Source organism: Lentzea sp. JNUCC 0626 (genome assembly GCF_043632865.1).
Taxonomy (GTDB): domain Bacteria; phylum Actinomycetota; class Actinomycetes; order Mycobacteriales; family Pseudonocardiaceae; genus Lentzea.
This window is the reverse complement of record NZ_CP171635.1, coordinates 4,035,512-4,058,395: the sequence shown is the minus strand read 5'-3', so window position 1 is coordinate 4,058,395 and position 22,884 is coordinate 4,035,512. Positions and strand designations below refer to the sequence as shown.

Below are 22,884 nucleotides of genomic sequence, written 5' to 3'. Positions count from 1 at the left end.
AGCCGTGTCCGGCCGATCAGCGGGTAGGAAGTGGACACCGGCTGGACGAGAGTGGCCACATGAGGATCATCGCGGCGGCGCTCGCCGCCTTCCTGATGCTGCCGGGGGTCGCGCAGGCCGACTCCGACGCCTACTGGGAGCTCAAGCCCACCGGCACCGACGCGCGTCTGAGAGGCCTGTCCGCCGTCAACGGTCAGGTCGCGTGGGCCAGCGGGTCCAAGGGCACCGTCCTGCGCACCACGAACGGCGGGCGGACGTGGGAGTCCGTCGGGCCGCCCGGCACGGAGGCGTTGGAGTTCCGCGACATCGAGGCTTTTGACGCGCGCAACGCCGTGGCCCTGTCGATCGGTGAGGGGGAGTCGTCGCGGATCTATCGCACGGCCGATGGCGGTAAGTCGTGGCAGGAGGAGTTCCGCAACAACGACCCGAAGGCGTTCTACGACTGCGTGGCGTTCTTCGACCGGTTCCGCGGGCTTGCGTTGAGCGACCCCGTCGACGGCAAGTTCCGGGTGTTGAGGACTTGGGACGGTGGGCGGTCGTGGCACGTCAACGACACGAAGGGTATGCCTGAGGCGCAGACCGGGGAGTTCGCGTTCGCGGCGAGTGGCCAGTGCGTGACCACCAGCGGGAACCACGCGTGGATCGCTACCGGCGGCGGGGCGAAGGCACGGGTGTTGGAGTCGCGGGACGGTGGGCGGTCGTGGAAGGCCAGTGAGGTGCCGTTGCCGTCCGGCGAGGCGGCCGGGGTGTTCGCGGTGGCGTTCAAGACGCCGTGGCGCGGGGTGGCCATCGGTGGTGACTACCTGAAGCCGACGGATCCGACGCCGGCGTTCGCGACCAGCGACGGGCGTGGGTGGAAGGCCGGGAAGCAGGCGCCGGTCGGGTACCGGTCCGGGATCGCGTTCCGCGGGGACGGGCTGGTGGCCGTGGGGCCGTCGGGCACGGACGTGTCGCGGGACGGCAAGACGTGGAAGGTGGCGGACGGCGGGAGCTTCGACACCGTCGACTGCGTCGGGTTCACCTGCTGGGCGGCGGGGGAGAAGGGGCGGGTCGGCGTGCACCGCTGATTCCGGACGAGGCAAGGGCCCGGTTGAGTGTTCAACCGGGCCCTTGCCTCGTCCGGGAAACCTCCATTACGGTTTTTTCGGGCACGAAAGCGCAGGTGGGTGGGCGGATCCGCCCTCGGTGAACGCTTTCTGTCCGAATCGTCCTTGGGGGAGGAATTCGGTGAGACGTAAAATTGTCGCGTTGATTTCATTGGTGGTCGCGATGAGCGCGATGCTGCCGATGCAGGCGCAAGCGGTGGCGCCGCGAGAGACAGTGCGAGCTCAGGGGATCGACCGGATCGGTTACCTGATCAACGACAACGGCAGGTGCCTCGACCTCGAAGCCGGCACCGGTCGCATCCTGCACATCCCCTGTCACTACGGGGACAACCAGATCTTCATCTTCACGAAGGACCCCAGTGCGAACTCCTGGGAGATCAAACCGTACCTGTTCAGCAACCAGTGCGTGGACGTCTACAACAACGTCGGGCCTGACCTGTTCCGCCACCCCTGCCACTTGGGGGCCAACCAGCGGTGGATCGCCAACGGCGGCGGCACCGGCAGCTGGGTGTCCTACCTGAACAACAACGTCCTCGACGCGTCAGGCACCGACCTGAGGGCGTTGTGCTGGCCGTACAACGGCGCTCCGAACCAGCGTTGGACGATTTTCGACCTGTATCCCGAGAGCCCGTAACGCTCGCGAGGGCCGCAGCGAAAGAGGACGTGTCGGCCGCACTTCGCGGGGGTAACCCCCAGTAGGTGAACGATGACTCTCGGAGGCGTTGCAGGGACGCCGAAGAGGTTTTGCCGAGCGTGAGGACCGGTGGTGCAGGGCCACCGGTCCTTCTCGTATCCGCAGTTTCCCCAGTGCGCCAGAGACCCCACGACCGCCGTGCGTTCTGAACGGACCGTTGACGGCAGGTGGTGATGAGGTTTCGGCGCGCGCACGCGTTAGGGTTTGTCCGTGGCCATCGCACGCGCCGAACGCCTTGTCAACCTGGTGCTGTGCCTGCTGTCGACCCGTCAGTACCTGACAGCGGAGCGCATCCGCGCCATCGTCCCCGGCTATCACGAAGCGCCGACGGACGAGGCGTTCTTCCGCATGTTCGAACGCGACAAGTCCGAACTCAGGGATCTCGGCGTCCCCTTGGAGACCGGACGTCAGTCGAACGCCGAGGGTGCCGAGGACGGGTACCGGATCGCGCGGCGGGACTACGAGCTCGGGGACATCGACCTCGAACCCGACGAGGCCGCCGCGGTGGCCTTGGCCGCGCGGCTCTGGGACTCGCCGCAGCTCACGGGTGCCGTGCACGGCGCGTTGATCAAGCTGCGCGCGGCTGGGGTGGACGTCGACCAGGACACTCCCGCGACCGTCGAACCCAAGGTGCGGGCCAGCGAACCCGCCTTTCCGCCGCTGTTGCAGGCCGTGCAGGCGGGGCAGGCCGTGTCGTTCGGCTACCGCAAGCCGCCGCCCGGTGGTCAGAAGGAACGCACGGTCGAGCCGTGGGGTGTCGTCGCGTGGCGCGGCAAGTGGTACCTCGTCGGCTGGGATCGTGAACGTGAGGACACGCGGTGCTTCCGGCTCTCACGGGTCGTGGGCGCCGTACGGCCCGTGGGCAAGCCTGGTGCGTTCACGGTGCCTGAGGGCACGGACCTGATGAGTCTCATTGCGCGCACGGAGGTCGATCCGCATCACACGGCGCCCGCGCGGATCTGGGTCGCCAAGGATCGTGCACAGGGTGTGCGGCGGCACGCGAAGGTCGTCGAGGAACGCGACGGCGGCGACGTCGTCGAGATCGACCTGAAGTTCCCCGACTCGGCGGCCAAGTGGCTCGCCGGATTCGGGCCCGACGTCGTGGTGCTCGAGCCCGAGGTGCTGGCCAAGTCCGTGCGGGACCGCCTGCAGGGCGCACTGGAAGGAGCGCGGTGACCGCGTCGAACGAACGGCTGCCGCGTCTGCTCGCACTCGTGCCGTACCTGCTCAACCGGCCCGCCATCACCGTCAAGGAGGCCGCCGCCGACTTCGGCATCACGCCGAAGCAGCTGCGCAAGGACCTCGAACTGCTGTGGATGTGCGGCCTGCCCGGCTACGGCCCCGGCGACCTCATCGACCTGTCGTTCGAGGGCGAGACGATCACCGTGTCGTTCGACGCGGGCCTGGACCGGCCGTTGCGGCTCACCGCGGCCGAGGCGGCGTCGCTGCTGGTCGCGCTCAGGGCGTTGGCCGACACCCCCGGTGTGGTCGACGCCGACGCGGTGCAGCGGGCGCTCGCGAAGATCGAGGCGGCCGTCGGCAAGGCGCAGCCCGCGGGCATGGTCGTCGGGCTCGGCGCGTTCGAACGGGGCGAGACCACCGAGGTCCGGTCCGCCGTGCAGGACGCCGTGAAGCGCGAACGGGCCGTGCGCATCCGTTACTACTCGCAGTCGCACGACGCGATGAGCGACCGTGTGGTCGATCCGATGCGTCTGCTGCTCGTGGAGGGGCGCGGCTACCTCGAAGGATGGTGCCGGTCGGCGCACGGCGTGCGGTTGTTCCGGCTCGACCGCATCGACGAGGTGGACGTGCTGGATGAGCCGTCTGCGCCGCCGCCACACGCCCAGCTGACCGATACATCGGAGGGGTTGTTCCAGCCGAGGGACGATCAGAAGATCGCCGTGCTGCTGCTCGAACCGGATGCCCACTGGGTCGCCGAGTACTACCCGGTTGATCACTCAGCTGAACTCTCGGACGGCCGCACGCGTGTCCTCATGCGCTACGACGACCCTTCCTGGATGGTTCGCCTGCTCCTCGGGTTGGGCGGTGACGTGCACGTAGAGCAGCCGGCGGAACTGGCGGCCGAGGTGGTCCGGCAGGCGGGCGAAGCATTGCGGCGGGCAGATCACCTGCTGTCCACCTAAGACGTATAACGTGTGCTTGTGCCGTCCACGCCGACCCTCGCGCTGATCGTCGTCGCTCTGATCGTGCTCCTCATCGCCGCGATCCGAGTCATCCGATCCTTGCGTCGATTCGCCCGCACCCGCACTCTGGTGAGGGACAGGGTCGGAGACCGCGTCGGTCTGCTCAAGGCGCGATCCGCGGCGCTGAAGGTGGCCTTCGCACAACGGCGCACCAAGGAACAGGCCCGCACCAGGGCAAACCCCGCGTACGATCGTCGTGGCGGGGCAGACAGGAGGATCACCAATGGGTAACCTCGGACCCACCGAGCTGATCATCATCGCTGTGGTGATCATTCTGCTGTTCGGTGCGAAGAAGCTTCCCGACATGGCTCGTTCGCTCGGCAAGTCGGCGAAGATCTTCAAGGCGGAGACCAAGGGCCTGCGCGACCAGGACTCGTCGGACGACGCCCCGGTCCAGCAGCAGCCCGTGCAGCAGCCGGTGCAGCAGCTCCCGCCGGCCCAGCCGCAGCCGCCGGTCCAGCAGGCGCCCCAGGTCGCTCCTCCCATCGAGCAGACGACGCAGAACAAGGCCGCCAACAACTGACCTTCCGGTCTCCTGACTTGTAAGGACGGTCAACGCGGTGGCAAGTCCGTTCCGGTGGTTCGCTGAGCGCCGGGAACGCGGCAAGCGCCGTCGGGGTAGTGCCGACGGCACGATGTCGCTCAAAGAGCACCTTTACGAGCTGAGGTACCGGCTCGGCATGGCGATGCTGATCATCGCCGTCGGTGCCATCTTCGGCTTCATCTGGTTCACGGTGCGGCTCGGCCCGATCCCGTCGCTGGGCGACATCCTGACGGGCCCGTACTGCCAGCCGGACCTCGCGCAGTACCGGGCCGAGATCAGCAACAGCGGCAAGTGCGCGCTGTTGCAGACCGAGCCGTTCGAGATCTTCATGGTGCGGCTGCAGGTCGGCACGGCGGCGGGCGCGGTCCTGCTCAGCCCCGGCTGGCTGTACCAGATCTGGGCGTTCATCACGCCCGGCCTGTACCTGAAGGAACGCAAGTTCGCGCGCGTGTTCGTCACGGTCGGCGCGCTGCTGTTCGTGGCCGGCGCGGTGCTCGCGTACCTGGTCGTGCCCGAGGGCCTGAAGGTGTTGCTGAGCTTCGGTGGCGACAACTGGGTCACGGCGCTCACCGGTAGCAAGTACATCAACTTCGTCATCACGATGTTGTTCATCTTCGGCGTGAGCTTCATGATCCCGCTGGTCGTGGTCATGCTGAACCGCGCGGGTGTGTTGTCCTACGAACGGCTCGCCAAGTGGCGGCGCGGCCTGATGATGGGCCTGTTCGTCTTCGCCGCGATCGCGACGCCGGGCACCGACCCGATCTCGATGGTCGTGCTGGCGATCGCGCTGGTGCTGCTGTTCGAGATGGCGATCCAGGTCGCGCGCATCCACGACAGGCGCAAGGCCAAGCTGCGCAAGGACGAGGGCTGGGACCAGCTGGACGACGACGAGGCGGCGCCGTTCAACTACGTCGCGTCCGACGCCGAGGGCAACGACCCCGGTGAGAAGGCCGTCGCTGCGGAGCCCCCGAAGCGCGTGAACTACGACGACGCCACGTGACGCGGGCAGCCTTACTGGTCTGCCCCGCGTCGGGCAAGGGGCGGGCGGCCCGGATGGCCGGGTCGACCGCCGCGGCGCTGAGGCCGCACGTCGCGGAGCTGACGCAGCTCGTCGCGCACGACGCCGAGGGCACGCTCGACATGGCGCACCAGGCCGTCGCGGACGGCGTGGACCTGCTCGTGGTCCTCGGCGGTGACGGAGCCGCTCACCTGGGCATCCAGGCGGTCGCGGGCACGCAGACGGCGCTGGGCATCGTCCCCGCGGGCACCGGCAACGACCTGGCGGCGGCCGTCGGGTCGCGGTCGGTCGAGGACGTCGTGCAGGGCACCCGCAAGACCCTCGACCTCGGCCGGCTGTCGACGGGGCAGTGGTTCGCGACGGTGCTGTGCGCCGGGTTCGACTCGGCGGTGAACGAACGCGCGAACGCGATGCGCTGGCCCGCCGGTCCGCGCCGGTACGACCTCGCGATCCTGGCCGAACTCGCGTCGCTGAAGTCGGCGCCGCTGCGGGTGACGACCGAGGACGACGAGTTCGAGCTCGACGCCACGTTGGTCGCCATCGGCAACACGCCCAACTACGGCGGCGGCATCCCCGTGTGTCCCGCGGCGGACGCCAACGACGGGTTGTTCGACGTGACGGTCGTCGAGGGCGGCAGCCGGTCGACGCTGGTGCGGATGTTGCCGACGTTGCGCACGGGCAAGCACACCGAACACCCGGCCGTGCGGACGTTCCGCGCGCGCGAGGTGTCGTTGGCCGGTGACAACGGCTGGATCGCTTACGCCGACGGCGAACGCCAAGAGGCCCTGCCGGTCACCGTTCGCACGGTTCCAGACGCTCTTACAGTCGTGGGTCGCTAAGTTAGACGGCTGTTCGGTCCGTTTCGTTCTTTCGGTAGGGATTCATGGAGACGCTGGAGTTTCAGTCCGAGGCGCGTCAGCTGCTGCAGCTGATGATCCACTCGATCTACTCGAACAAGGACACGTTCCTGCGCGAGCTGGTCTCGAACGCCTCCGACGCGCTGGACAAGCTGCGGCTGGAGTCGTTCCGCGACAAGGACATGAGCGTCGACGTCGACGACCTGCACGTCGTGATCGAGTCCGACCCCGCCGAGCGCACGCTCACCGTGCGGGACAACGGCATCGGCATGACGCGCGAGGACGTCGTGCGGCTCATCGGCACGATCGCGAAGTCGGGCACTGCCGAGTTCCTCAAGCAGCTCAAGGAACAGCAGTCGGGCAACACGTCCGACCTGATCGGCCAGTTCGGCATCGGCTTCTACTCGTCGTTCATGGTGGCGGACAAGGTCACCCTCGTGACGAAGTACCCGCACGCCGAGAAGGGCGTGCGCTGGGAGTCGTCCGGCGAGGCCACGTACACGATCGAGGACGTCGACGACGCGCCGCAGGGCACCTCGGTCACGTTGCACCTCAAGCCGTCCGACGACGAGGACCGCCTGCCCGACTACACCGAGCCGGCGAAGATCCGCGAGATCGTCAAGCGCTACTCGGACTTCATCACCTGGCCGGTGCGGCTGGGCGGCGAGGAGATCAACTCCCGCAAGGCGCTGTGGGCGCGCCCGGCCTCCGAGGTGACGGAGGAGGAGTACGCCGAGTTCTACCGGCACATCAGCCACGACTGGAACGCGCCGCTCGAGACCATCCGCATGCAGGCGGAGGGCACGTTCGAGTACCAGGCGCTGCTGTTCCTGCCCGCGCAGGCGCCGATGGACCTGTTCATGCGCGACGGCAAGCGCGGTGTGCAGCTCTACGTGAAGCGCGTCTTCATCATGGACGACTGCGCCGAGCTCATGCCGGAGTACCTGCGGTTCGTGAAGGGTGTCGTCGACGCGGCGGACCTCTCGCTGAACGTGTCGCGGGAGATCCTCCAGCAGGACCGTCAGATCCAGCTGATGCGCCGCCGTCTGGTGAAGAAGGTGCTGTCCTCCGTCAAGTCGCTCCAGTCGTCGCGTCCCGACGACTACGCGAAGCTGTGGGGCGAGGTCGGCGCGGCGATCAAGGAGGGCCTGCTCTCCGACACCGACAACCGCGACGCGATCCTGGAGATCTGCTCGTTCGCCTCGACGAACTCGGAGGAGTCGCTCACGACCCTCGCCGAGTACGTGTCGCGGATGAAGGACGGCCAGGAGCACATCTACTTCATGACCGGTGACTCGAGGGTCGCCGTCGAGAAGTCGCCGCACATGGAAGCGTTGCGCGCCAAGGGGTACGAGGTCCTCGTCCTCACCGACACGATCGACGAGATGTGGGTCGACTCGGTGCCGTCGTTCGACGGAAAGTCGTTCCAGTCCGTGGCCAAGGGCCAGGTGGACCTGGAGACGGAGGAGGAGAAGACCGCCAACGAGGCGAAGGCCGCGGAGTTCGGTGAGCTGCTCACGTGGCTCGGCGAGCAGCTGTCGGAGGACGTCAAGGAGGTCCGCCTCTCGTCGCGTCTGACGACTTCGCCCGCGTGTGTCGTCGGCGACGCGCACGACATCACTCCCACGCTGGAGAAGATGTACAAGGCGATGGGGCAGGAGCTGCCGAAGATCAAGCGCATCCTCGAGCTCAACCCGGCGCACCCGCTGGTCGAGGGCCTGCACAAGGCGTTCGCGGCGGGCGAACGCGACTCGCTGACCGGCACCGCGGAGCTGATCCACGGGCTGGCGCTGCTCGCGGAGGGCGGCGAACTGGCCGATCCGTCCCGCTTCGTGTCGCTGGTGGCGGACCGGGTGCAGCGCACGTTCTGACATAACCGCAGGTGGAGGGCGATGTCCTGGGGACATCGCCCTCTGTCGTTTCAGTGTTGGTTGAAGTTAAGCTATCTCGACGGCAATTGTCGGGGTGATGTGAAAGCCTGATGGGGTGTCAAGTGCTTCGCGGTCCCCGGCCGAGGCCTACGCCGAATCCCGGCGTCGTGCCGAACGGCCCAAGCTGACCGACTTCCTGTCCGTGATCTCGTTCGAGCTGGACCCGTTCCAGCGCCAGGCCTGCGAGGCCCTGGAGGACGGTCATGGAGTGCTCGTCTGCGCCCCCACCGGTGCCGGCAAGACGGTGGTGGGCGAGTTCGCCGTGCACCTCGCGCTGACCGAGGGCCGCAAGTGCTTCTACACGACGCCGATCAAGGCGTTGAGCAACCAGAAGTTCGCCGACCTCACCGCGCGCTACGGCACGGAGAACATCGGCCTGCTCACCGGTGACACGAGCGTGAACGGCGGCGCGCCGGTCGTGGTCATGACGACCGAGGTGCTGCGGAACATGCTGTACTCGGGTTCGTCCACTCTGGACGGTCTCGCGTACGTCGTGATGGACGAGGTGCACTACCTCGCCGACCGGTTCCGCGGGCCCGTGTGGGAAGAGGTCATCCTGCACCTGCCCGAGCACGTGCAGGTCGTCGGTCTGTCCGCGACGGTCAGCAACGCCGAGGAGTTCGGCGAGTGGCTGGTCGAGGTCCGGGGTGACACGACGGTCGTCGTCGACGAGCACCGGCCCGTGCCGCTGTGGCAGCACATGATGGTCGGCAACCAGATGCTCGACCTGTTCGAGGGCGACCAGACGCACGCGCGGATCAACTCCCAGGTGCTGCGCAAGACCGAGGAGCTCACGCGGTACCACGTGCCGTTCAGCCGCGGGCGCAACCGGAGCGGTGGCAGCGGTGGCCGCCCGCCGCGCAACACCGGCTACAAGCCGCCGTCGCGCACGGACATGATCCAGCGGCTCGACAACGCGTCGCTGCTGCCGGCGATCGTGTTCGTGTTCAGCCGCGCGGGGTGTGACGCCGCGGTCGCGCAGACGGCGCGCGCGGGGCTGCGGCTCAACACGCCGGAGGAGTCCGAAGAGGTCCGCCGGATCATCGACGAGAAGACCCACGAACTGCCCGAGGCCGACCTGATGGTGCTCGGGTACTGGGAGTGGCGGGAGGCGCTGGAGCGGGGCATCGCGTCGCACCACGCCGGGCTGCTGCCCGCGTTCAAGGAGACCGTCGAGGAGCTGTTCGTCCGCGGTCTGGTGAAGGTCGTGTTCGCGACCGAGACGCTCGCGCTCGGCATCAACATGCCCGCGCGCACGGTCGTGCTCGAGAAGCTCGTGAAGTACAACGGCGAGGCGCACGTCGACCTCACGCCCGGTGAGTACACGCAGCTCACGGGCCGTGCGGGCCGGCGTGGCATCGACGTCGAGGGGCACGCGGTCGTCGTGTGGCAGCCGGGCATCGACCCCAAGTCGGTCGGCGGCCTCGCGTCCACCCGCACGTACCCGCTGCGCTCGTCGTTCCGGCCGGGCTACAACATGGCCGTCAACCTCGTGCACCAGCTCGGCGCCGAGTCCGCGCGCGTGATCCTGGAGCAGTCGTTCGCGCAGTTCCAGGCTGACCGTTCGGTCGTCGGGCTCTCGCGCCGCATCGACCGCAACAAGGAGGCCCTGGAGGGCTACTCCGAGTCGATGACGTGCCACCTGGGCGACTTCAGGGAGTACGCGTCGCTGCGCCGCCGCATCGGCGACCGGGAGAAGCAGCTCGCGAAGCAGAACACCAACGCGCGCCGCATCGAGACGGCCAAGTCGCTCGAACGGCTGCGCAAGGGCGACGTGATCGCGGTGCCGTCCGGGCGGCGCAGCGGTCTCGCCGTCGTCATCGACCCCGGCCTCGAGCCGCTGGGCGAGGCGCGGCCGCTGGTCGTCACCGAGGACCGCTGGTCGGGCCGTCTCACGTCGGCGGACTTCCCTGCACCGGTCGAGGTGCTCGGGCACGTCCGGCTGCCCCGGCAGGTCGACGTCCGCTCGCCCAAGTCGCGGCGCGACCTCGCGTCCACGATCCGCAACACCGGCATCACCGTGCCGTCGCGCGGGCGCCGGCAGACCACGGCGGACGACGACCCCGAACTCGCGACGCTGCGCCGGGCGTTGCGCGCGCACCCGTGCCACGGCTGCGACCAGCGCGAGGACCACGCCCGCTGGGGAGAGCGCTACCACCGGCTGCTGGCCGAGACCGAACAGCTGGAGCGCAAGGTCGCGGCGACGACGCACTCGCTCGCGCGTCAGTTCGACCGCATCCGCGCGTTGCTGCGCGAACGCGGCTACCTGAGCGAGGCCGAGGAGGTCACCGCCGACGGCAAGCGCCTGACCAGGCTCTACAGCGAGTCGGACCTGCTCGCGGCCGAGTGCATCCGCAACGGCGTGTGGAAGGGCCTCAAGCCCGAGGAGCTGGCGGCGGTCGTGTCGTCGCTGGTCTACGAGGCACGCCGGGACGGTCCCGTCGAGGCGCGGCTGCCGCAGGGCCCGGTCGCGGACGCGATGCTGAAGACCGTGCGGCTGTGGGCGGAGATCGAGGACGACGAGCGCCGCCACAAGCTCGAGCGCATCACCCGCCAGCCCGACCCCGGCTTCGCGTGGCCCGTCTACCGCTGGGCGCGCGGCGAGTCGCTGGAGAAGGTGCTGAGCGCGGCCGAGGCGGGCGGCAACGAGCTCGGCGCGGGCGACTTCGTGCGCTGGTGCCGTCAGGTGATCGACCTTTTGGACCAGATCCGTGAGGTGGTCGGCCGCCAGGACCCGGTCGGCGCGGCCGCGGCCAAGGCCGTCGACGCGCTGCGGCGCGGAGTTGTGGCGATGATGTGACATGAGCCTGACGAAGGTTTTGCGAGTCGGAGTAAAGACTGACCTGCACGGTGTGATTGGATTTCGCCGCAACGTCGTACACACGGAGGTCGACAGATGAGCAGCCCGTACGGACCGTCCGGAGGGAACGATCCGCAGCAGCCCTGGGGCCAGCAGCCGCAACCGCCGCAGCAGCCCTATGGAGGCGGTTTCCCTCCCGGCACCCCGTCCGGCGGGTTCCCGGCCCAGCAGCCGGGCCAGAACCCCTACGGACCGCCGCAACCCCAGCAGCCGGGCCAGCAGCAGCCGTACCCGGGCTTCGACCCGTCGCAGCAGCAGCAGACCCAGCAGTACGGTCAGCCGCAGTCGAACCCGTACGGCACGCCCGCGCAGGACCCGTACGGCCAGCAGACGCAGCAGTACGGCGTGCCGGGCCAGCAGCAGGACCCGTACGGCCAGCAGCAGCCCAACCCGTACGGCCAGCAGCCGGGCTACGGCCCGCCGATGCCGCCGAAGAAGAAGTCCAGCGCGGGCATCTGGGTGGCCGCGGTGGTCGTCGTCCTGCTCGTGGGCGCGGTGCTGTTCACCGGGTTCGTGGCGCCGGCGTTCTTCAAGAAGAAGATCTTCGACAACACGGCCGTGCAGACCGGCATCGTCCAGATCCTGAAGGACGAGTACAAGATCTCCGACGTCGGCGCGGCGTCCTGCTCCGGTGAGAACGAGGTCAAGCCCAACACCTCGTTCGAGTGCAAGGTGCAGGTCGGCGGCAAGGACAAGAAGGTCAAGATCGTCGTCAAGACCGAGGACGGCGAGTACGAGGTCGGCCAGCCGACCGGCTGATCTACGTCTTCGCGATAACCTCCCTCAAGTGACCTTGGGGGAGGTTTCGTGTCTTTGCGGTATTTCGTCGTCCGGGCAGAGGAATCGCAGCGCTACCCAATCGCGGTGGTGCGGGTGTCGCCGGACGGCACCGAGGAGGCGTTCACCCACGCCCTGGAGTGGGGTCCGTCGAACTTGCTGGCGCAGCTGAACGGTGAACCGACGGTCATCGAGATCGCGGCCGACGACGTCGAGCAGTTGGTCGTGGACATCATCGTGGGCGTGCGCGCCGAACGGTACGAGGTGCCGTACGGCGAAGGAACGAACATCTACGTGTGGTTCGCACGACCGTCAGACGTCCTCGACCTGGACAAGGCCTGCGCCATGTATCGCGATCACGGCAACGGCAAGCGGGAGCGGTTTCTCCCGCCAGGGGTCTGGTCGACTGTCTGGGGGCCAGTCGGTGTCCCCGAAAGCTACTACTACATGGTGCGGCAGTGGAGGAATCCGCGATCCACGGTGCGAGTGGCGATCAGTGCCGAGGAGGCGGACCGGCTGGCGTCGCGTGGCATCGCCTGGACTCCGACTCCCTTCGTCGTGCCGGCCGACGACACGAACACTTGGCGCAGCGCGCGGGAGTACGCCGACGGCCGGATGGAGGTCCTGACCGAGGACCTCTGCTGGGAGCCGTTCGAGTGGCACGGGAAACGGGAGGACGTCGGCAGCGCAAGAGATGCGATGATCCTGCACCTGAGGATCCTGGAACGGACACGGCCGGTCCCGCCGCGTGAGGACGGCTACGACTACTCCGTGCTGTTCGAGGACTTCGAGCAGGTGGGTGACCTGATGCTCGCCAGGAACCTGGTGCGACTCCCGGACGGGGATCCGGAAACCCCGCAGGAGTGGACGCTGTCCCGGGGATGGCGCGGCAACTTCTGGGTGCGTCACAGGATGGACGCGCGAGAGTGGTACGACGCGGAGCTGCCGATCACGAAGGCCGAGGCCGACGAGTACGTCCGGTTGCACACCGAGTGGGACGCGCTGTCGGCACGGGTCTACAGACGGCTCGGAAACTAAGGTGCGTTCGGCCGCGCCCTGAGCGACGATCGCGGGCGTGACGGACATCCGAGTTCTCGCCGACGACGCGCAGTACCGCGCCCACAACACGCTCTTCCGCCGTGCGATGCACTGGGGCCCGCCCACCGACGAGCAGTGGGCGGTCACCCAGCCGTCCTACGAGCCAGGCCGCGTGCTGGCCGCGTTCGACGGCGACACCATGGTCGGCACGACCCAGACGTTCGCGAGCACGATGGTCGTTCCCGGCGGTGCCGTGGTGCCGCACGCAGCTGTGTCACGCGTGGGCGTGCGTGCGGACTACACGCGCCGAGGGGTGCTCAGTGGCCTGATGCGCGAGCAACTCTCCACGTTGCCTGATCCGGTGGCGACGTTGCGTGCGTCGGAGGGACGCATCTACGGGCGTTTCGGCTACGGCCTCGCCGGGCGCGTGCGGTTCTTGCGGATCGACGCCCGCCAGGCCGTCATCCCCGGCTCCCCGGTCGGCAGCGTGCGCATGGTGGACCTCGACACGGCCGAGAAGCTCCTGCCGGACCTGCACACCGCCGTCGGTCTCGGCCGCCCCGGCCAGATCTCGCGCTGGCACGGCTGGTGGGCGCGCGCGTTCGACCGCAAGGGCGACTCCGGCAACCTCGTTACCGTTGTCCACAGTGGACCGGACGGTGACGACGGCTACGTGTCGTACAAGGTGAGTGAGGACAAGGACTTCAAGCACCACATGGAGGTCGAGGACTTCGCGTGGGCCAACGCCGACGCGTGGCGCGACCTCTGGATCTACCTGACCCGCCTCGACCTGGTGGACGACATCACCGTCGACGTGGCGCTCGACGACCCGATCACCTGGCTCTTCGAGGATCCGCGCGTCGTGGTGACGAAGGACGTCTTCGACCAGATCTGGCTGCGCCTGGTGGACGTGCCGCGCATGCTCGCCGCCCGCACGTACGGCGCGGGCTCGGTGGTGCTCGAGGTGCACGACAAGGTGTTGCCCGCCAACGACGGCCGCTTCCGGGTGTCGGCCGACGGCGTCGAACGCGTGGAAACCCAGGCCGACATCACCATTCCCGTCGACCTGCTGGGCGCGGTGTACCTGGGCGACACGAAGTTCTCGGATCTCGCCGCCGCGCGGAGGATCGAGGGGTCGCGGTTCGACGAGGCGGACGTGGTGTTCGCGAGCCCCGTCTCGCCGCTCTGCTCGACGTTCTTCTAGGCGAGGGTCCAGCGGGACGGAGTGTCGTCCCGCACGATCCACGTGCCGTCGCCGGGGAGTTCGACGTCGTACACGTCCTCGGGGACGCCGAGCTCTCCGAGGACGGCGCCGGTCGTGAGGTCGAGGACGTGGAAGGCACGTGTCTCGTCCTCGTCGGTGTGGTGCTCGGCGATGACGACCGCCCTCGTCGCGTCGAGGTAGCCGCCGCCCCAGCCGACCACGACGCCGATCTCCTCGTCGTCGGGCCGGGGCAGGTCGTCCAGCTCGACGGTGTGCGTGCGCTCGCCGGACGGGAAGACGTGGAACGCCGCGTCGTTCTGCTCGTGGTCCACCGTCATGAACGCGCTGCCGTCCGGTGAGAGTCCGATCAGGACGCGGTCCGGCCACGGGTAGGGGTGGACCTTCAACTCCGTGCCGTCGAGGTGGCCGAGGAACACGCAGGTGCCGTCCTGTCCCTCGCCGACGTCGAGCAGCACGTGCACGCCGTCCGGGTGAAGCACGTGGCCCGCGCCCTGGCCGACGGTCGGCAACGGCGCCTCCGCGACGACCTGTCCGTCGGCCGCGCCGAGCACGAGCCAGGCGTCACCCTCGCCGCGGCCGAGCATCTCGTCGGGGCGGAACACCCAGACGTGGTCGCCGCGGACCACGGCGCTGCCGCGGGCGATCGACGTCGTCGTGGGAGGGGCGAACGCGTGCCGCCACCGGACGGCGCCGTCGCTCTCGCGGAACACCACCTCGGCCGGGGTGACCTCGACGGAGGGACCGGGCTCGGGTGCGCTGATGTCGGCGGGACGTGCGTTCAGGACGGCCACTAGGCGCGTCGCTCCATCGCGTTCACCAGGCGCGGCACCGAACTGCCGAGACCCCAGCGCTGCGTGAGCTCGCGCAACCGCTCGGGGTCGGCGGGCACCCGCGGCACCTCGTCGCCCCGGTCGAGCACCACGGGGGCGTCCAGCGCCGTGCGGACGACCACGGGCGCGACGGCCAGGTAGTCCTCGGCGGCGATGAGCGCGTTGCGGGCCTTGGTGGTGAGCTTGCGGTCCATCGGGTCGGTCACGGCCTTCAGCACGGCGTCGAGCGAGCCGAACTCGGTGATGAGCTTCGCCGCCGTCTTCTCGCCGATGCCCGCCACGCCCGGCAGGCCGTCGGACGGGTCGCCGCGCAGCACGGACATGTCGGCGTAGGCGGAACCCGCGTTCTCGACGGGCAGCGAGTACTTGGCCGCGAGCTCCTCCGGGCCGAGCACCTCGGCCTTGTTCCAGCCCCGGCCGACGTAGACGACGTGCACGGGCGTGGGCTCGAAGCGCACGACCTGGAACATGTCCCGGTCGCCCGTCACGACCTCGACGGGGGAGGTGGTCTCGCGGTGGGCGAGGGCTCCGATCACGTCGTCCGCCTCGTGGCCTGCCGCCTCGCCGGTGCAGATGCCGGCCGCGTCGAGCACGTCGAGGATGATCGGGATCTGCGGCGTCAGCGTGTCCGGGACCTCTTCGGAGCCGTCGGTGGCGTCCGAGGCCACCCGGTGCGCCTTGTAGGACGGCAGCGCCTTCACGCGGAACTCCGGCCGCCAGTCGGCGTCGAGGCAGGCGACCAGGCGGGCGGCGCCGCGTTCGGTGATGACGCGGGCGATCGTGTCGACGAACCCGCGGACGGCGTTCACCGGCGTGCCGTCGGGCGCGGTCATCGAGTCCGGCAGCGCGTAGTACGACCGGAAGTAGAGGCTCGCGGAGTCGAGGAGCACGAGGGGAGGGGCCACGAAGGGACAAGTTACTAGTGCCCGGGCCGTCGGCGCCGCTCGGACGCGTGGACGAGTCGTGGTGTCGCGGTCACCCACGTGAACGCGCGCGGCGGGCGGAAGGGTCCACGCACTAGGATTTCGGCCATGGCAACGATCACCGGACCCATCGACGTGTCCGCGCTGCGTGCGCGGCTTGACCGTGCGACCGCGGCCGCCGAGCAGGCGGGCGTCGACGCCCTCCTCATCTCGCCCGGCTCGGACCTGCGGTACCTGATCGGTGCCGGTGGCGACTCCTTCGAACGCCTCACCTGCCTCGCGCTGCCGGTCGGGGGCACCCCGCGCCTCGTCGTGCCGAAGCTGGAGCAGCCGGGCTACGCCGCCATCCCGACCGACGAACTCGGCGTCGAGGTCGTCACGTGGGTGGACGGCGAGGACCCGTACGCGCTGGTCAAGGCCGCGCTCAAGGGCAAGAACACCGCTGTGGCCGACATGATGCCCGCGCTGCACACGATCAAGTTGAACAACGCGATCGGCGGCACGCAGGCGTTGGCCGGGCCGATCATCCGCGAGCTGCGGATGCGCAAGGACTCCGCCGAGATCGACGCCCTGCGCAAGGCCGGGCAGGCGATCGACCGGGTGCACGCGCGCATGGGCGAGTTCCTGCGGGTGGGACGCACGGAGCGGGACGTCGCCAAGGACATCGCGGCCGCGATCGTCGAGGAAGGCCACACCGTGGCGGACTTCGTGATCGTCGGGTCCGGGCCCAACGGGGCCTCGCCGCACCACCGCGACTCCGACCGCGTCGTGCAGGCGGGCGAGGTCGTGGTCATCGACATCGGCGGCCCCGTCGCCGAGGGGTACAACTCCGACTCGACCCGCACGTACGTGATGGGCGAGCCGGCCTACGACGACGTCTGGGAGACCTACGCCGTCCTCGAAGCAGCGCAGAAGGCCGCCGTGGAGGCCGTCCGGCCCGGTGTGACGTGCGAGGAGATCGACGCCGTCGCGCGCAAGGTCATCACCGACGCGGGTTTCGGCGAGTACTTCGTGCACCGCACCGGCCACGGCATCGGCCTGGACGTGCACGAGGAGCCCTACATCGTCAGCGGCAACTCCCTGCCGCTCGAAGCGGGCATGGCCTTCAGCGTGGAGCCCGGCATCTACCTGCCCGGCCGCTGGGGCGCGCGCATCGAGGACATCGTGGTCGCCACGCAGGACGGCGTCGAGTCCTTCAACAACCGACCTCACGAACTGGTGGTGCTTTGACCCTCGAACAGATCGACAGAGCGATCCTGAAGGAACTCGCCTCGGACGGCCGGTGCAGCTTCACCGACCTCGCCGAGCGCGTGGGTCTGTCCGTGTCGGCCGTGCACCAGCGCGTGAAGCGCCTCGAACAGCGCGGCATCGTCAAGGGCTACGCGGCCCGCCTGGACGGCGCGGAGATCGGCCTGCCGATGTCCGCGTTCATCTCGCTCTTCCCGATCAACCCCTCCGAGCCCGACGACTACCCGAAGCGCCTCGAGCACCTGCCGGAGATCGAGGCCTGCTACTCGGTGGCGGGCGACGCCTCGTACGTGCTGCGCGTGCGGGTGTCCTCGCCGGTGGCGCTGGAGGAACTGCTGCAGAAGATCCGCGAGTCGGCCAACGTGTCGACGCGGACGACGGTGGTCCTGTCGACGCCTTACGAGGACAGGCCTCCGGCGGTCTGAACCCGTCCGTCGGCCAGGACGAGAACCCGGTCGGCGATGGCGTGCACGGCGTCGTGGTGCGTGGCGATCAGCACCGCGGCGCCCTCGTCGGCCACGCGTCGCAGCAACCCGACGGCGGCGACAGCGCTGACGGCGTCGAGGTGCGCGGTGGGTTCGTCCGCGAGCAACGCCGAAGGCCGCGCCACCACGGCACGTGCCAGCGCGGCCCGTTGCTGCTGACCGAACGACACCTGCCCCGGATACCGGGCGCCCAGCCCGGAGATTCCCAGCTCCGCCAACAGTTCCGCCACTCCGGCGACCTCACGTCCGGCGAGGCGCAACGGCAGCGCGACGTTCTCCTCCAGCGTCAGCTCGGACGCGAGCCCCAGCGACTGCGGCAGCACGGCGCACGCCGACCACGACGCGAGCCCCGGCAGCACCGACCCGGTGTCCGGGAAGTCGAAGCCGCACAACAACGACAGCAACGCGGTCTTGCCCGAACCCGACGGCCCGCTCAGCGTCACCAGCTCACCGGCCGCCACGGCCAGGTCCACCCCGCGCAGCACGGACACCCCGCCGAACGCGCGGTGCACGCCGTCCGCGCGGATCATGACGCGGCCAGCGGGATGCACAGGTCCGCCAGCGACACCAGCCGCGGGTCGTGCGACGCCACGACGGCGGGCACCGGCAACGACTCCAGGATCTCCAGCACCAGATCGGCCGACCGGACGTCGAGCTGTGACGTCGGTTCGTCCGCCACCACCACGGAAGCGCCCCGGGCCAGCGCACACCCGAACGCCAGACGTTGTTGCTGCCCACCGGAAAGCGCGCCGATCCGCCACGTCGCGGACCCGCCCAGCCCCAGCCGGTCGAGCAACGAGTGGTCGTCCGCCCCGGCGGCGCGCAGGTTCTCCCCGACGGTCAGATGTGCGATCAGGTTGTCGGCGGGGTTCTGGAACACCACGGCGATCTCCTTGCGCCGCAACGCCCTCAGGTCCGCCCACGACATCGCCGACGTCGGCACGTCCCGCACGAACACCTCGCCCAGCGACGGACGTTCGACCAGGGACAGCACCCGCAGCAGCGTCGACTTCCCGGACCCCGACGGTCCGGAGAGGACGGTCAGGCCGGGTGCGATCGACAGCGACACGTCCGACACGGCCCGCACCGGACCGTAGGACACCCCGATGCCACAAGCGCGGATCACCTGAGCAACTCTCCCATCCGAGCGTTGCGCACCCCGCGCAACGCGAGCCAGGCCGCCACGACGACCACCAGCGCGCCACCCGCCAGCATGGATCCCAGCAACGGCACCAGATCCGGCAGCATCGGCGCCGGGTTCATCCACGGCGCGGGATCCAGCCGGGGCACGGCCGCCCCGGCGCTCGCGAACGACGCGACCACGCCGATCCCCATCGCCAGCAACGCCAACGCGCCCACCTCGAGCAGATGACTCGACCACAGCACGGCCGGGCGCATGCCCATGCGGGTCGACAACGCGCCGGACACCGCGTTCTGGCGTCGCCGCACCTCCACGGCCAGCAGCAACGCCACAGCCGCGACGACGGCCAGCACGACCCCGATCGCCGCCACGAACCCGAACGTCCACTCGACGGTCAGGAACGGCAGCCCGTCGAGCACCCGCGCGCGGTCGGCGACGTTGGTGTAGTGGATGCCCGCTTCCTGCAACGTGGAAGTCAAGGCGGGCAACGGAAGCGACGACCACAGGTGCCACGAGCCGACCTGCTCGACGGCGGGCACCGAGTCCTTCACGACCACGTACCCGCGCGTGCCGAGCTTCGGGAACGACGGCAGCTGCGCCACCGGCTTGAGCAACGGCAGCCCGGCGATCTGGATCTCCTGGTTCGCCGACCGCCCGATCCGCAACGCCGGCGCGACCTCACCCTCGCGCTTCAACCCCGAGAGAAGCGAGCGGACCGCCGGAGCGTCGTCCAGCACGGCCGCGTCCGTGAACGTCCCGGGGTCGACCACCAACGCGCCCGTGCTCACGCCGACGAGGGTTGTGGTGCCCTGCAACTCCGACGGCAGCGCCACCCGGCCCAGTGCGACGTCCTGTGACACCTGCACCGTGCTGTTGGCGCCGACGAACACGCCCGACTTCGAGTCCAGTGCCGACTGCTGTGCCCCGGCGACCGCACTGCCGACGGCGATAGTGCCGACCGCGAGCACACCGACCAGCAGCACCCCGGTCACCGGACCGACGGCAGCGGCCAGCCGACGCAGGGCGAGTTGCGCGGCCGGCACCCGCCACCACTGCACGCGGTGCGACCACCCGAGCGACCAGCGCAGCAGCCGCGTCGCGAGCAACGCCGCCGCCAGCACCACGAGCAACGGGAACGCGAGCGCCGCCACGTCGATGCGCGGCAACGTCCCCAGCTTCGGCGAGGTGCCCAACCCGTTGGCGGACAGGCGGAACCACGCGAGCACCGCGAGTCCGGCGACGACCAGCTCCCACGGCACCAGCCCGAGCCGCCGCGACCGCGCCTGCCGCTGGAACGTCCGGTGCGCCCGCCAGGAGGCCACCAGCACTGTCACCGCGAGGCTCAGCACCACCACGGCCAGCACGAACCCCAAGGCCAGCCACAAGGTTCCCGGCGCCAGCACCACACCTGGCGCATACAGCGGCAGCAACAGCCGTGCGGCCAGCAGCCCCAGCACGCCGCCGACGACCAGCGGCAGCCCGAGCTCCAGCACCCCGCGCAGGCCCAAGGCCAGCGGGCTCGCCCCGCGCACCCACAGCAGCCGCAGCTCGGAATGCCTGCGCTGCGCCCACTGCACCGTCACGGTCCCGACACCGGCGAGCCCGACCAGCACGCTGATGATCACCAACGGCAGCAGGGCCGACGACACGTTGCGTTCGGAGGTCCGCGCGGCCGTGATCGCCCCGGACAGCAGGTCCGTGCGCGTCAACGGCAGTCCCAACGCGGACAGCAGCGCGTTCCCGCTGTCCCGCAACGCTTCCGCCTCGGCGATCGTCGCGGGCGGGTCGGCGGCGAAGCGCAGCGTCACCGTCGCGTTCCCGGCGAACTCCTCCGGCAGCTTCGCCAGGTCGTCCACCGAGGACACCCAGATCACCGACGTGCTGGCGCCGTCACCGCCCAGCGGGTTCGGCACGACGGTCTGCGCCTCGGAGCACCACCAGCCGTCCACGGGCTGCGCGAGGTCGGCGTAGATCGCGCTCACGACCAGCGGTGATCCGGTCAGCCGGTCGCCGACCTTCACCCGAGCGGCCGTGGCGATCGACTGCGGCACCCACAACCCGCTGCCGCCGCCCTGCACGACCGCCAGGTGCGCCCGCGCGTCCGGCCGGTAGCCGAACCTGCCGTAGGTCGCGAGACCGTTGAAGTCAGGCCTGCCGATGCGCGAGTAGGCACCGCCGAGATCGCTGCGCGCCGCCATCGACACGGCCGTGGACAGCGGCAGGCCGTCCCCGTCGAGCGCCGGATGCACGGAATGCGGGCACATGCGGCTCTGCTGGTAGGCGAGCGCGGCACTGCCGGCGGCGGAGGTGTGCAGGGCGGCCGCGGCCACCACGAAGCCCAGCAGCAACGTCGTCGCGATGCTCACCAGCAACGTGAGCGGGCTCGACAGCGCTGCCCTGGGCGCGGCTCTCCACGGCAACTGCACCTGCGCACGCTAACCGGCGACTCAGGATTTGGGGAGGCTTTCGGTGGTAACAGAACGCATGACCCCGAACCTGGCTCCGAACGGGTCCACGAGCACCGCGATCCGGCCGACGTCGTCCAGGTCGTGGGGTGCGAGCAGGACCGGCGCCGAGGCCGCCGCCTGATCCACGTCGGCCACCTCGAAGTACGGCAGCCAGAACGCCTGGGTGTCCGCGACGATCGCCCCGAACATGCGGCCGGGACCGGTGCCGGCGGGCCGCAGGAACTGGCCGGGCGCGCCGGGGATCAGTTCGATCTCCCAGCCGAAGAGCGCGCGGTAGAACGCCGCCGACGCGCTGGGCGCGGGGGAGTGGAGTTCCAGCCAGGTGAGCGAGCCGGGGCTGGACACCGCGCCGAGTCCGGCACCGCTCGGCGTGCCCGCCTCCGCCATCCACACGCCGACATCCGCGCCGTGCGGGTCCGTCAGCCGTGGGGCCGCACCCGGCCCGGACGCGGCGAAGTGGACGGTCCACGAGGCCGCCTGCGCGCTCACGTGCCCCGCCACCGCCAGCCCGCCGCACGTGAACACACCACCGCCCGGCGAGTCGACCGGGTGGTAGCCCCAGCCCAGCACCGCGCCGTAGAACTCCGCCGCGGCCGCCTCGTCGGACGAGCCCAGCTCGAGCCACGCGGGGGCGCCGGGGACGAACTCAGTAGTGATCAACTATGCCCACCTCCAGCGGATACCTACCCAGTTCACCGACACGTCAGTCTCGAAGTGGTGCACGGAGTGGGTGTGGTCGGGGCTCAGGTCGATCGTGCGGTGCGGTTCCTGCTCCTCCCAGTCCTGCAGGTACACGTGCGGGTCGACGGGCATGGCGGCCGGGTCGAAGTGCACCTCGATCAGGCTCTGGGCGAGGAAGCACCGCACGCCGTGCGCGTACTCGATGCTGTCGAGCTTCGTCGGGTCGTGCGCGGTGTACTCGAAGACCCAGGTCTCGCCCTCCCGCAACGCCCGGTCGAACAGCAACTCGTCCACGACGAGGCGTTCGGACTCGTCGCGGGTGGACCGGCCGGGACGGCAGTTGCGCACGGGTTCCTGGTGCAGCTCGGCGGTCTCCACCGAGTCGTCGCAGAAGTAGTGCGCGTGGAAGCGGTCGACGCCGTCGGTGCGCGCGCGGACCACCACCTTCGCCTCGACGCGGGACGCGTGCCGGTCGGCGTCGACGAACACCCTGTCGTGCCGGGAGAGGATCTCCAGGTCGTTGGCGTTGAAGCCGGGCATCATGCCGGGCACGACGGCGGGCCAGCCGCTCGGGCCGGTGTTCTCCAGCAGCGCGAGCAACGACCGCGGCGGCAGCTCGAGGAGTTCCTCCAGCACCGCCACGGCCTTGAGCGACTTCGGGGACACCGGCCGCACCCTGCCCTGCTGCCAGTCGCTGAGCGTCGACAGCGCGACCGCCACGTCCTGCTGCGCGAGGCGTAGCCGGAGCCGTTCCAGCGTGAGCCCGCGGCGGCGGATGGCCGCGCGCAGTGCCGAGTGGAACGGTCCGATGCGCAGCAGCGCTTCCAGACTGGGCGTCGTTGTCACGGACTTGA

General features: G+C 69.7%; 22 protein-coding genes. 15 read left to right on the top strand and 7 right to left on the bottom strand.

What is annotated here, in order from left to right:
* Positions 1-59: 59 nt before the first annotated feature.
* The 13 genes from JNUCC0626_RS17220 to JNUCC0626_RS17160 all read left to right on the top strand — a co-directional run bounded on the left by JNUCC0626_RS17220 (position 60) and on the right by JNUCC0626_RS17160 (position 14,233).
* Positions 60-1,067: a WD40/YVTN/BNR-like repeat-containing protein gene (locus JNUCC0626_RS17220; RefSeq protein ID WP_394620777.1), complete on the top strand. Its 1,008-nt coding sequence runs from the start codon at positions 60-62 to the stop codon at positions 1,065-1,067.
* 160 nt (positions 1,068-1,227) lie between these two features.
* Positions 1,228-1,740, top strand: coding sequence for an RICIN domain-containing protein (locus JNUCC0626_RS17215; RefSeq protein WP_394620776.1), 513 nt, complete (start codon positions 1,228-1,230; stop codon positions 1,738-1,740).
* A 270-nt stretch (positions 1,741-2,010) separates the two neighbouring features.
* Positions 2,011-2,976 (top strand): helix-turn-helix transcriptional regulator, encoded by a 966-nt coding sequence (locus JNUCC0626_RS17210; RefSeq protein WP_394620775.1) that lies wholly within the window; start codon positions 2,011-2,013, stop codon positions 2,974-2,976.
* Entirely contained in the window at positions 2,973-3,944 is a 972-nt protein-coding gene (locus JNUCC0626_RS17205; protein WP_394620774.1) for a helix-turn-helix transcriptional regulator, read from the top strand. Before JNUCC0626_RS17210 ends, JNUCC0626_RS17205 begins: the two co-directional genes overlap by 4 nt.
* Positions 3,945-3,962: 18 nt before the next feature.
* Complete coding sequence (locus JNUCC0626_RS17200; protein WP_394620773.1) at positions 3,963-4,235, top strand: bacteriophage holin; 273 nt, start codon at positions 3,963-3,965, stop codon at positions 4,233-4,235.
* Positions 4,228-4,527: a Sec-independent protein translocase subunit TatA gene (gene tatA / locus JNUCC0626_RS17195; protein ID WP_394620772.1), complete on the top strand. Its 300-nt coding sequence runs from the start codon at positions 4,228-4,230 to the stop codon at positions 4,525-4,527. The genes JNUCC0626_RS17200 and tatA overlap by 8 nt, the downstream gene beginning before the upstream one ends.
* Before the next feature lie 112 nt (positions 4,528-4,639).
* Entirely contained in the window at positions 4,640-5,548 is a 909-nt protein-coding gene (gene tatC / locus JNUCC0626_RS17190) for a twin-arginine translocase subunit TatC (RefSeq protein WP_394622048.1), read from the top strand.
* A complete protein-coding gene (locus tag JNUCC0626_RS17185) occupies positions 5,545-6,405 on the top strand; it encodes a diacylglycerol/lipid kinase family protein (protein ID WP_394620771.1) in 861 nt (286 codons plus the stop codon). The genes tatC and JNUCC0626_RS17185 overlap by 4 nt, the downstream gene beginning before the upstream one ends.
* 44 nt (positions 6,406-6,449) lie before the next feature.
* Entirely contained in the window at positions 6,450-8,294 is a 1,845-nt protein-coding gene (htpG, locus tag JNUCC0626_RS17180) for a molecular chaperone HtpG (RefSeq protein ID WP_394620770.1), read from the top strand.
* A 115-nt stretch (positions 8,295-8,409) separates the two neighbouring features.
* The gene (locus tag JNUCC0626_RS17175) at positions 8,410-11,154 is read left to right on the top strand and encodes a DEAD/DEAH box helicase (protein ID WP_394620769.1); all 2,745 of its coding nucleotides are present in this window, start codon (positions 8,410-8,412) and stop codon (positions 11,152-11,154) included.
* A 96-nt stretch (positions 11,155-11,250) separates the two neighbouring features.
* Positions 11,251-11,973: a DUF4333 domain-containing protein gene (locus JNUCC0626_RS17170; RefSeq protein WP_394620768.1), complete on the top strand. Its 723-nt coding sequence runs from the start codon at positions 11,251-11,253 to the stop codon at positions 11,971-11,973.
* 48 nt (positions 11,974-12,021) lie between these two features.
* The gene (locus JNUCC0626_RS17165) at positions 12,022-13,029 is read left to right on the top strand and encodes a hypothetical protein (RefSeq protein ID WP_394620767.1); all 1,008 of its coding nucleotides are present in this window, start codon (positions 12,022-12,024) and stop codon (positions 13,027-13,029) included.
* 37 nt (positions 13,030-13,066) lie between these two features.
* Positions 13,067-14,233 carry a GNAT family N-acetyltransferase gene (locus JNUCC0626_RS17160; protein WP_394620766.1) on the top strand — a complete coding sequence of 389 codons (1,167 nt, stop codon included), beginning with the start codon at positions 13,067-13,069 and terminating at the stop codon, positions 14,231-14,233.
* On the opposite strand, the gene JNUCC0626_RS17155 is transcribed toward JNUCC0626_RS17160, so the two are convergent.
* Positions 14,230-15,045 (bottom strand): hypothetical protein, encoded by an 816-nt coding sequence (locus JNUCC0626_RS17155; protein WP_394620765.1) that lies wholly within the window; start codon positions 15,043-15,045, stop codon positions 14,230-14,232. The two genes, JNUCC0626_RS17160 and JNUCC0626_RS17155, sit on opposite strands and share 4 nt — an antisense overlap.
* Positions 15,045-15,989 (bottom strand): 5'-3' exonuclease, encoded by a 945-nt coding sequence (locus JNUCC0626_RS17150; protein ID WP_394620764.1) that lies wholly within the window; start codon positions 15,987-15,989, stop codon positions 15,045-15,047. The genes JNUCC0626_RS17155 and JNUCC0626_RS17150 overlap by 1 nt, the downstream gene beginning before the upstream one ends.
* 126 nt (positions 15,990-16,115) lie before the next feature.
* Here JNUCC0626_RS17150 and JNUCC0626_RS17145 point away from each other — a divergent pair, with 126 nt between their 5' ends.
* A complete protein-coding gene (locus JNUCC0626_RS17145; RefSeq protein WP_394620763.1) occupies positions 16,116-17,237 on the top strand; it encodes a M24 family metallopeptidase in 1,122 nt (373 codons plus the stop codon).
* Positions 17,234-17,680, top strand: a complete 447-nt coding sequence (locus tag JNUCC0626_RS17140; RefSeq protein WP_089911942.1) for an Lrp/AsnC family transcriptional regulator — start codon at positions 17,234-17,236, stop codon at positions 17,678-17,680. Before JNUCC0626_RS17145 ends, JNUCC0626_RS17140 begins: the two co-directional genes overlap by 4 nt.
* Here JNUCC0626_RS17140 and JNUCC0626_RS17135 read toward each other — a convergent pair.
* From JNUCC0626_RS17135 to JNUCC0626_RS17115, 5 genes are read right to left on the bottom strand one after another with little or no spacing between them, the layout of a single operon-like run.
* Positions 17,653-18,270: an ATP-binding cassette domain-containing protein gene (locus tag JNUCC0626_RS17135; RefSeq protein ID WP_394620762.1), complete on the bottom strand. Its 618-nt coding sequence runs from the start codon at positions 18,268-18,270 to the stop codon at positions 17,653-17,655. The genes JNUCC0626_RS17140 and JNUCC0626_RS17135 overlap by 28 nt on opposite strands.
* Positions 18,267-18,866, bottom strand: coding sequence for an ABC transporter ATP-binding protein (locus tag JNUCC0626_RS17130; protein WP_394620761.1), 600 nt, complete (start codon positions 18,864-18,866; stop codon positions 18,267-18,269). The genes JNUCC0626_RS17135 and JNUCC0626_RS17130 overlap by 4 nt, the downstream gene beginning before the upstream one ends.
* Positions 18,863-21,307, bottom strand: a complete 2,445-nt coding sequence (locus tag JNUCC0626_RS17125; protein WP_394620760.1) for an ABC transporter permease — start codon at positions 21,305-21,307, stop codon at positions 18,863-18,865. Before JNUCC0626_RS17125 ends, JNUCC0626_RS17130 begins: the two co-directional genes overlap by 4 nt.
* A gap of 21 nt (positions 21,308-21,328) precedes the next feature.
* The gene (locus tag JNUCC0626_RS17120; RefSeq protein WP_394620759.1) at positions 21,329-22,009 is read right to left on the bottom strand and encodes a hypothetical protein; all 681 of its coding nucleotides are present in this window, start codon (positions 22,007-22,009) and stop codon (positions 21,329-21,331) included.
* On the bottom strand, positions 22,010-22,876 hold the full coding sequence (locus JNUCC0626_RS17115; RefSeq protein ID WP_394620758.1) for a hypothetical protein: 867 nt from the start codon (positions 22,874-22,876) through the stop codon (positions 22,010-22,012).
* Positions 22,877-22,884: the final 8 nt, after the last annotated feature.

Bases quoted from the DNA above. Each gene is read 5' to 3' on its own strand.
- JNUCC0626_RS17220 (WP_394620777.1), top strand. From the start codon at position 60: ATGAGGATCATCGCGGCGGCGCTCGCCGCCTTCCTGATGCTGCCGGGG.
- tatA (WP_394620772.1), top strand. From the start codon at position 4,228: ATGGGTAACCTCGGACCCACCGAGCTGATCATCATCGCTGTGGTGATC.
- tatC (WP_394622048.1), top strand. From the start codon at position 4,640: ATGTCGCTCAAAGAGCACCTTTACGAGCTGAGGTACCGGCTCGGCATG.
- htpG (WP_394620770.1), top strand. From the start codon at position 6,450: ATGGAGACGCTGGAGTTTCAGTCCGAGGCGCGTCAGCTGCTGCAGCTG.
- JNUCC0626_RS17170 (WP_394620768.1), top strand. From the start codon at position 11,251: ATGAGCAGCCCGTACGGACCGTCCGGAGGGAACGATCCGCAGCAGCCC.
- JNUCC0626_RS17145 (WP_394620763.1), top strand. From the start codon at position 16,116: ATGGCAACGATCACCGGACCCATCGACGTGTCCGCGCTGCGTGCGCGG.
- JNUCC0626_RS17135 (WP_394620762.1), bottom strand. From the start codon at position 18,270: ATGATCCGCGCGGACGGCGTGCACCGCGCGTTCGGCGGGGTGTCCGTG.